The organism is Paenibacillus sp. Y660 (assembly GCF_057221575.1).
Genome location: NZ_JBXBBJ010000024.1, coordinates 64,939 through 73,181, shown reverse-complemented (window position 1 = coordinate 73,181; position 8,243 = coordinate 64,939). Strand labels below are relative to the sequence as shown.

Sequence of the window (8,243 nt, the reverse complement as noted above, 5' to 3'; positions counted from 1 at the left end):
GTTGCTTGCCTATGCTTTATGGCAAGTAAACAAAGAAAAAACGAGTGATGAGAGCCACACCCACGGCGAAATGGTTCGCGGTCTCTTCCACACTCGTTGCCAGGTTCGCACAAGAAACCACAAGGGTTTAAAGCGAATCTACATCGATTTTGACATAGAGGCACGCCGTTTTGCAAGCCTTATTTCCGCATACTGGCCCAAGAATCTCTCCATGAACATGTGGCCGGTTTATTCAAACATAGATTCTCACAATTACCGATTAATCTCATGAACTGAATAAGTCATGTAACATTTCATTATGTCCAAATATTATAAATTAATCTACGAAAATCCTATTCAGGAAAATGATATTATATTTCATATTGATCATAATCTACCTTTTCAAATATAATCTAGTAAACATAGAACATAACAAAACCCAGCATCTCCTAAAGCTTATACAAAATAAGAATAGCTGCTAGAAGAGAGCCCGCATGAAGAATAGCATTTTTAAGGAGGATTACAAACGAATAATGTTATATTCCTTATTGTTTGCATGGGCTATTGTTCTTCTGCTTGCACTATATTTTATTCGAAAAAAAGTTGAACCTAATAAAAAAACTGCCTTTAACCTTCTTGTATTCATTGTAATGCTCGGTTTATTTTGTGCTATAATGGCACCATTTGATTATAAATACCCTCTCGGATTCACTGGTTTTCTTGTTCTAATGGGAGTTCTAATTCCATCTTTTTCATATATCTTTTATGTGGCTTGGAAAAATAAATCGAACCCACGAAGATTTCCATTCTCTTCTCTACAGTAAACAAACGAGGAGTGATTGAATTGAATCCAATTTTTTTGTTTACATTAGTATTGAATATGACTAGCTGTTTGATGGTACTTTGGTGCTTCTACTATGAACTTAAACAATATCGGATGACCAAAAATTTCAAATACATCATGCATATTTATAACTCTACTTTATTTGTAGCCAATAGGAAGTTAGTTTTAATTGTGCTGGCCTATGCAGCCGTTATTACGATTTTGTGGTTAATGTTCTTCTTTGGAGTAAGCGATTTGATTAATAATCACTGGTTTGCATATGGTTACCCCATCTTTCTTACATTTATAATCTCACGCGGAAATATAACTTATTCTATTGGGAATGACGGCGTGTACATTAACGATAGACTTTTACCGTGGGCGGATATTGTCCTTTATCATTTGAAGGAGTCTGATCGTTTCGAAAACAAGCTCATATTAGAAATACAGACAAAACGTAAGGTATTACGAGGAATTTTTCCCGCTGATGCGAAAACAAAGCTGCTTGCTTTGCTTCAAAATATCCCAAGCAACGCTTAATCATTAACTCGCTTACCTCCTCAAAAACAAAAAAACAGCAGCCCCAGGTTCCCCTCAGTCTACTGTTTTCCCCATCTACACCCGTCCGCGTATCCCATCAATATAAGCCTTTGATTGCGCCATCTGATGCTCTTTCGCTTCCTCCATAATGATGTGCACATGTGGTTTGTATTGATTCAGAAGCTTCATATACAGCTCATAATTCATCGCGCCAAGGCCGGCCGTCACGGTCGCCAATTCGCCGCTCTCCAGAAGTGTGCGATCCTTCGCGTGAGCCGCGATAATGCGGTCGCCCAGCAGCTCGAACGCTTCTTCGATCACTTGATCCTGCTTCGCAAAATTAGCAGCTGTCAGCAAGTTACCGGGATCAATCACGACACCGATATTCGAGGATGGAACCTCCTCCAGCATCCGAGCAAGCTCGGGAGCCGTTCCAATCAAGTGGCCGTGGGCCGCTTCAAGCCCGACAAATACGCCCCACTTCTCAGCTTCCTCGACCAACTCTTCAAGCGTCGCTTTCATAACAGACCAGTCGCGGTCGGTGTAATCCCCGCCCTCATTTCGTCCGGTTTCCGCTGCCACCATCGGCGCTCCAAAATACTTTGCATAGCGCAGCAGCTCCTTGAAGCGATTCACGTTAGCGCGGCGAACCTCCTCGTTGCGATCGAACAAATGCACGTAGCAGCCAATCACCGAGATCGCTACACCGTTCTTATCGAACTGCTCGCCGATTGCATTCGCAAGGCCCGGACTTAGATTGCCGGGCTTGCTGAAATCAACATCGCTAATCGCTTTCCATAAAGCAAGCTGCACATGGCTGAAGCCGCTTTCCGCTACTTTTGGAGCAAGCTCCTTATAAGGCAGGCTTCCGAATAAATGAGCCAATACACCGACTGACATCTGATCGTCCCCTTTTATACGCTGCCTTTAAGTGCAACCTCCACCTTCGGAGTGTACACTCTCTTGGCTAGATAGGATTGTGCAATCATAAACAAACCGCCAGTTACCCAGTAAAGCGAGATAGCTGCAGGCGCTGACAATGCGAAAACGCCCATTATAATCGGAGATAGATAGCCCATGAACATAAGCTGCTTCTGCTGGGCGGCATTCGCGTTCGGCTGCGCCGTCTGCGACACCTTGAACTGTACAAAATAAACGATCGCCGCAATAATGGGAAGCACAATATCAGGCGAGCCCAGCTTAAACCAGAGGAAAGAATGATCCGCCAGCTCGGGCGTCAGCTTGATCGCTGAATAGAGTCCCATCAGTATCGGCATTTGTATGAGCATCGGCAAGCAGCCAATCGCAAGCGGATTAACCTGATGCTTCTGATACAGCTGCATCGTTTCCTGCTGCATCTTCTGCTTGGAATCGGCATCCGTTTTGTTCTTGTACTTCTCTTTAAGCTGGTTCAATTCCGGCTGCAGCACAGCCATCTTCGTTTTCATTAGATTTTGCGAGCGATATTGGCGCATCATGAGCGGCAGAAGTACAAGCCTGATAATAAGCGTAATGCCGATAATCGCAAAACCGTAATTGCCGCTGAACAGATCGGCGAGGTATTGAATAACTGCCGATAGCGGATAAATCACATAGTGGTTAAATATTCCCGGCGTATTGCCGTCAATCGTTCCGCTAGCCGTACTGCAGCCGCTTACCAGAAGTAAAACTGCCAGCATTATGCCGGCCAAAAACAGACGTCCATATTTTAATGAAGGGAATACATTGCTCTTTTGCATAAAAATCCTCCTCGTTTGTTTGAAAGTTGCTGAGCAAACGAGGCGGAGCAATCTGCTATGTCGTCATCGGGTGATTCCTTCCGCTTCACCTTTCTGGCTAACCAGTGATGCAGCGGCACGGTATGGGTCATAACCTGCGGCAGTGAAATATATAATATATTGATGACTTGATTCCGTTCCCAATACTCATAAGCTCCCGTATGCAAATAAGAAGCGTAAGCATAAGCCAAGGAGTAAAGCAGACTGATCGAAATCAAATACGGTATGACGTCATGCAGCTCTAGCTCAAACAATGTATTCACCTCCCTTCCTTAATTGCTATCTTCCAATACGGCTTATGAAGGGCACCGTTTCGCCCTGAAGCTGCATGCATCTAAATAGATTTCATTGTATCTGGATATTATAACAGTTAATTCTCACCATAGTACGAATACCCTAATTACAAAAATGTTACGAATCGTTTCTTATTGGTTATTTACAAAGGGTAGCGAACACCCTATACTTTCTAATGTTACAGTCACCAAAGACAATTAATGAAGAAGAAAGAGGACAACATGAATCGACAAAAGCTGAAAATCATTTATTTATCACTCATAACCGCAACGATTCTGTTTCTGGCCATTGGACAAGTCTTTCCTATGGGAAAAGGCGGCTCTAGTTCCGTAAGCGCAGAAAGCGCATCTGATACTGCGGGCACCGAACAGAAAAAGAAGCTTATCATGGGTACCTCGGCGGATTATCCGCCATATGAGAGCGTAGACGCTAAGAACAACGGTGAAATCGTAGGCTTAGATATTGATATAGCCAAGTATATCACCAGCCAGCTCGGTTATGAACTGGAAATAGCGAACATGGATTTCAATGGGCTTATTGCCGGGCTCCAAAGCGGCCGAGTCGACTTTGTCATGTCCGCAATGTCCGCTACAGATGAGCGAAGGCAGAGTGTCGATTTTTCTGACAGCTATTATGCTGCGCGCAATACGATTGTATCTAAGAAAGCAGCGCCGCTGGAGACGGAAGAATCGCTCGTTGGCAAAACAATCGGCACCCAGCTTGGTTCCACGCAGGATCTGTATGCGGAAACCATTGAAGGCGCAGTACTCAAAAAGCTCAATAAAATTCCTGATCTCATTCAAGAGCTTAACTCCGACCGCATCGATGCAGCTATCGTTGAGGACGCTGTAGCTATCGAGATGACTAACCTTAATTCGGAATTAGTGATGAATTTCCTGCCTGCCGAATCTGCAGATAATGGCTATTCCCTTGCATTTCCGAAGCAATCGCCCTTTGTGAATGAATTTAATGGCGTCCTTGCGGAAATGAAGGCAAACGGCAAGCTTGACGAAATAGTGCAGACATGGTTTCCTGAACAAAAGGAAGCGTCCGATAATCTGCTCAATATCGACTTCAGCATTCTTAAAGATTATATTCCCTATATTCTAAAAGGCGTTTACGTTACCTTGCTCTTTACGATTGTCTCGGCATTGTTCGGGCTAGTGTGGGGTACGATTTTGTCTTTGTTCAAAATATCCGGCATTAAGCCGCTCGAATGGTTCGCGACCGCTTATACATCCGTATTTCGCGGCACGCCGCTGCTCGTTCAGCTTACGCTCATTTATTATGCGACCCCGCAATTATTCGATTATAAAATTCCTGCGCTTATGGCTGCCGGTCTGGCATTTGGTCTCAATTCAGCGGCCTATTTGTCCGAAACGATCCGCGGCGGCATTATGGCCGTCGACAAGGGTCAGCGCGAGGCTGCCATCGCACTCGGCGTTCCTTACCGGACGATGATGCTGCGCATCATTTTCCCACAGGCGCTGCGCACGATTTTGCCGGCGCTCGTGAACGAATGTGTCGCTTTGCTTAAGGAATCATCGCTCGTTTCTATCATTGGCGTAACCGATTTGATGCGCCGGGCAGACGTTGTGCGCGCCGACACATTCAAAGCCTTTGAAATTCTATTATTTATTGCCGCTATTTATTATGTGCTTGTCCTTATCTTAACTTCGTTTGCCCGTATGCTCGAAAGGAGGCTGCGCCGCAGTGATTAATGTTACCGACTTAACGAAAGCCTTCGGCAAAAACCAAGTGCTGAAAGGCATTACAACGACAGTAGAAAAAGGGGAAGTCGTGGCGCTGATCGGACCATCCGGCTCAGGCAAATCCACTTTCCTTCGTTGCTTAAATATGCTCGAAACGCCAACTAGCGGGACGATTACGATTGACGGAACGGCGATTACTGATTCGAAAACAGACATTGCCCGCGTTCGCCAGCGGATCGGCATGGTGTTCCAGCATTTTCATCTGTTCCCGCATATGACGGTTATCGAAAACATTACATTTGCTCCCACTCAAGTTAAAGGCTTGTCTGGTGAGGAAGCTCGTTCCAAAGCTACGGAGCTGCTCGCTCGCGTAGGTCTCTCGGACAAAGCGGACAGCTATCCCTCGCGCCTGTCAGGCGGACAGAAGCAGCGGGTAGCTATCGCCCGAAGCCTTGCCATGGAGCCCGATATTATGCTGTTCGACGAGCCCACCTCGGCGCTTGACCCCGAGATGGTGAAGGAAGTGCTGAACGTCATTCGCAGCCTCGCAGACAGCGGCATGACGATGCTGATCGTGACGCATGAGATGAAGTTCGCCCGCGAAGCAGCGGATACGATCTATTTCCTCGATGACGGCAAGCTTGTTGAACGGACGGATCCGGAGCAATTTTTCACGAAGCCGCAAAGCGAGCGCGCCGCGCGGTTTCTGGAGCAGGTGCTATAGTTTGGTTCTTCGCTGTAGGATAGGAAGAGCTAGGCACATGCACAATCGTATCCGTGCAATTCTGTTGCACAAAATGCAATGTAGGTGAAGCTAATCTGCCTCTGCCGATGATCGACGGCGGATGATCGCAAAGCTCGATAACTTCAAACAAAGCTCTGCGGCTGCAACAGCCGCAGAGCTTTCTTTTTTACATAAGCGTCTCCATCTCCACGCATGCCATGACAAACGCGCCGACGCCGTGCAGATCATTCTCGCAAGTTGGACGAGTGACGTAGTTTTCGTAATCGCCAGCCGAAGTTCCGATGCAAATATCCGGCAGGATGAAGCCGCCTTGCTCTTCATATTGCACCACACGCAAAAGCCCCTCATATCCTCGTTTTGCCGCAGCTAAGCACTCCTCACCGACTAAGCCAAGCTTATAGGCTCTAGCGAGCGTGTAGACGAACAAGCAGGTACAAGAGGTCTCTAGCCAATTATCCGCCAAATGGCCTTTATCAACGACCTGGTACCAAAGCCCGCTCTCCGCATCCTGATACTTAATAAGCGCCCGCGAGAAATCAGCAAGCACAGCTTCAAGCTCGGCGCGCCGCGCTTCGCCCTCTTCTATTTCATCCAGAAACTGAGCTATTGCGAGGCCATACCAGCCGAGAGACCGTCCCCAAAATTCCGGCGAGCAGCCTGTCTCGGGATCAGCCCAAGGCATCTGCCGGCTCTCATCCCATGCATGATACAGCAGCCCCGTCTTCTCATCCCGCATGTAGCGGCGCATAAGCTGCTCCTGTTGAAGCACCATATCAAGCAGCCCCTTGTCCCCGTAAGCATTCGCATATTTTAGCGCAAATACACCGCCCATATATAGACCGTCCAGCCACATACTGTAGGCGTACTTGTCCTTATGCCAGAAGCCGCCCTCAGATGTGCGATTGAGCGTGTTGAACAGACAGCGCAGTTTGTCTGCCGCCGCTCGGTATTTGCGCTCACCGCTCCGTTCATCAAGCCGGAACAGCAGCAACCCTGCCTGGATCGCATCCAGCTCATCGCGGGCAAAATCGAAATTGCCGTGATCGTCAACCAGCTTATCCACGTAACGTTTGATGTAGGCATCATAGCGATCATCCCGCTCCACCTGCCATAGCAGCTCCATGCCGCAAAGAAATACGCCCTGATGATAATGCCAGCGGCCCGTAGGAGGAAGCTCCTCCGGCAAATAAGCGCTCATTAAAGAGTCGCAAGCGGCTCTTGCCCAATCAATCGGCGTCGTTATCCGTTCGGTCAGCATCGTCATTAGTCTCCTCTCCATTATCCAGCAAGTTTTGATACGCCGATGCGCTTGCTTCTAGAGCAGCGCCTGCGTAGCCGCATTCATATCGCCCTCTACTTTTCCTTCACTCAAATAAACAGGCTTTGGCATATCGGAGTAAAACTCCCCCTCCTTCACCTGTGCTACATTCGGAGCGGAAGGCGAATGCGCCAGCTCGCGCGAGCATCAGCCTTTAATCGACCCCAGCATAGCCCCTTTGGCGAAATGCTTTTGCAAGAACGGATATACGACCAGAATAGGCAGTGTTGCGACGACGATAACGGCCATTTTCACCGTCTGATCAGGCGGCGGCACGGCAGCATCCAGATCGGAGCTGTAATCCAGACCGCTGGCAAGCACGACGATTTGGCGAAGCAGCACTTGAATCGGCCATTTGGCGCTGTCATCCAAATACAGAATGGCGCTCAAATACGTGTTCCAGTACGTCACCGCGTAGAATAATGAAATCGTCGCGATAGCAGGCATGGAGAGCGGAAGCACAATGCGGAACAATATGCCGAAGTCGTTGCAGCCGTCTATTTTTGCCGATTCCTCCAGCCCCTCGGGAATGTTTTGAAAAAAGTTTTTCAAAATAATCAGGTTAAACGCACTGATCGCCGACGGGACAATAAGCGCCAAGTAGCTATCGATCAGCCCCATCTCCCGCACCACTAGAAACGTTGGGATCAGCCCGCCGCTGAACAGCATCGTGAATACGACGAGAAACATGATGGCCTTGCGTCCATCGAGGTCTCTCCGCGACAATCCATACGCCATCAAGGCAGTCGTGAGCATGCTGAACAGCGTGCCGAATAACGTAACGCCAGTCGAAACGGCCATCGCGCGGAATATCGTATCGGTCGAAAAAATGAACTTGTAGGCATCTAAGCTCCATATCGTTGGCACAAGAATGAACTTCTTCATCGCCATCTCGGCGCTTGTCGTGAACGATCCGGCAACGACATGCAGGAACGGAAGCACCGTAACGAGCGCAATAATGGCGAGCAGCGTAAAGTTCACCATCTGGAAAAGCCGGCCGCCGAGCGTTTTATTCTCTACCATGCTGAACCCTCCTAAATTTTTCTGCAGAAAC

The 8,243-nt window shown here is 47.8% G+C and carries 9 protein-coding genes; 4 read left to right on the top strand and 5 right to left on the bottom strand.

The features are described from left to right. Together AC2TDN_RS21415 and AC2TDN_RS21410 are read left to right on the top strand one after the other, a co-directional pair. Positions 1–271, top strand: a 271-nt coding sequence (locus tag AC2TDN_RS21415; RefSeq protein ID WP_484690129.1) for a hypothetical protein, incomplete at its 5' end; no start/stop codon positions are given. A gap of 552 nt (positions 272–823) precedes the next feature. Next, entirely contained in the window at positions 824–1,342 is a 519-nt protein-coding gene (locus tag AC2TDN_RS21410) for a DUF5673 domain-containing protein (RefSeq protein ID WP_482066047.1), read from the top strand. 75 nt (positions 1,343–1,417) lie between these two features. Here AC2TDN_RS21410 and AC2TDN_RS21405 read toward each other — a convergent pair whose 3' ends face one another. Genes AC2TDN_RS21405 through AC2TDN_RS21395 form a run of 3 tightly spaced genes read right to left on the bottom strand, consistent with a single transcriptional unit; the run spans position 1,418 to position 3,374 of the window. Next, the gene (locus AC2TDN_RS21405; RefSeq protein WP_484690128.1) at positions 1,418–2,242 is read right to left on the bottom strand and encodes a sugar phosphate isomerase/epimerase family protein; all 825 of its coding nucleotides are present in this window, start codon (positions 2,240–2,242) and stop codon (positions 1,418–1,420) included. 14 nt (positions 2,243–2,256) lie between these two features. Continuing rightward, positions 2,257–3,081 carry a membrane protein insertase YidC gene (gene yidC / locus AC2TDN_RS21400; RefSeq protein ID WP_484690127.1) on the bottom strand — a complete coding sequence of 275 codons (825 nt, stop codon included), beginning with the start codon at positions 3,079–3,081 and terminating at the stop codon, positions 2,257–2,259. Beyond that, a complete protein-coding gene (locus AC2TDN_RS21395) occupies positions 3,051–3,374 on the bottom strand; it encodes a hypothetical protein (protein ID WP_482066050.1) in 324 nt (107 codons plus the stop codon). Before AC2TDN_RS21395 ends, yidC begins: the two co-directional genes overlap by 31 nt. A 261-nt stretch (positions 3,375–3,635) precedes the next feature. Between AC2TDN_RS21395 and AC2TDN_RS21390 the strand changes: the two genes are divergently transcribed. Beyond that, complete coding sequence (locus AC2TDN_RS21390; protein WP_484690126.1) at positions 3,636–5,135, top strand: ABC transporter substrate-binding protein/permease; 1,500 nt, start codon at positions 3,636–3,638, stop codon at positions 5,133–5,135. Further along, positions 5,128–5,850 (top strand): amino acid ABC transporter ATP-binding protein, encoded by a 723-nt coding sequence (locus AC2TDN_RS21385; RefSeq protein WP_482066052.1) that lies wholly within the window; start codon positions 5,128–5,130, stop codon positions 5,848–5,850. The genes AC2TDN_RS21390 and AC2TDN_RS21385 overlap by 8 nt, the downstream gene beginning before the upstream one ends. A 187-nt stretch (positions 5,851–6,037) precedes the next feature. Here AC2TDN_RS21385 and AC2TDN_RS21380 read toward each other — a convergent pair whose 3' ends face one another. Together AC2TDN_RS21380 and AC2TDN_RS21375 are read right to left on the bottom strand one after the other, a co-directional pair. Beyond that, positions 6,038–7,135 carry a glycoside hydrolase family 88/105 protein gene (locus AC2TDN_RS21380; RefSeq protein WP_484690125.1) on the bottom strand — a complete coding sequence of 366 codons (1,098 nt, stop codon included), beginning with the start codon at positions 7,133–7,135 and terminating at the stop codon, positions 6,038–6,040. Positions 7,136–7,336: 201 nt separating this feature from the next. Further along, positions 7,337–8,212: a carbohydrate ABC transporter permease gene (locus AC2TDN_RS21375; RefSeq protein WP_484690124.1), complete on the bottom strand. Its 876-nt coding sequence runs from the start codon at positions 8,210–8,212 to the stop codon at positions 7,337–7,339. Positions 8,213–8,243: the final 31 nt, after the last annotated feature.

Coding starts and splice junctions, on each gene's coding strand:
- AC2TDN_RS21375 (WP_484690124.1), bottom strand. CDS start 8,212: ATGGTAGAGAATAAAACGCTCGGCGGCCGGCTTTTCCAGATGGTGAAC.
- AC2TDN_RS21405 (WP_484690128.1), bottom strand. CDS start 2,242: ATGTCAGTCGGTGTATTGGCTCATTTATTCGGAAGCCTGCCTTATAAG.
- AC2TDN_RS21380 (WP_484690125.1), bottom strand. CDS start 7,135: ATGACGATGCTGACCGAACGGATAACGACGCCGATTGATTGGGCAAGA.
- AC2TDN_RS21390 (WP_484690126.1), top strand. CDS start 3,636: ATGAATCGACAAAAGCTGAAAATCATTTATTTATCACTCATAACCGCA.
- yidC (WP_484690127.1), bottom strand. CDS start 3,081: ATGCAAAAGAGCAATGTATTCCCTTCATTAAAATATGGACGTCTGTTT.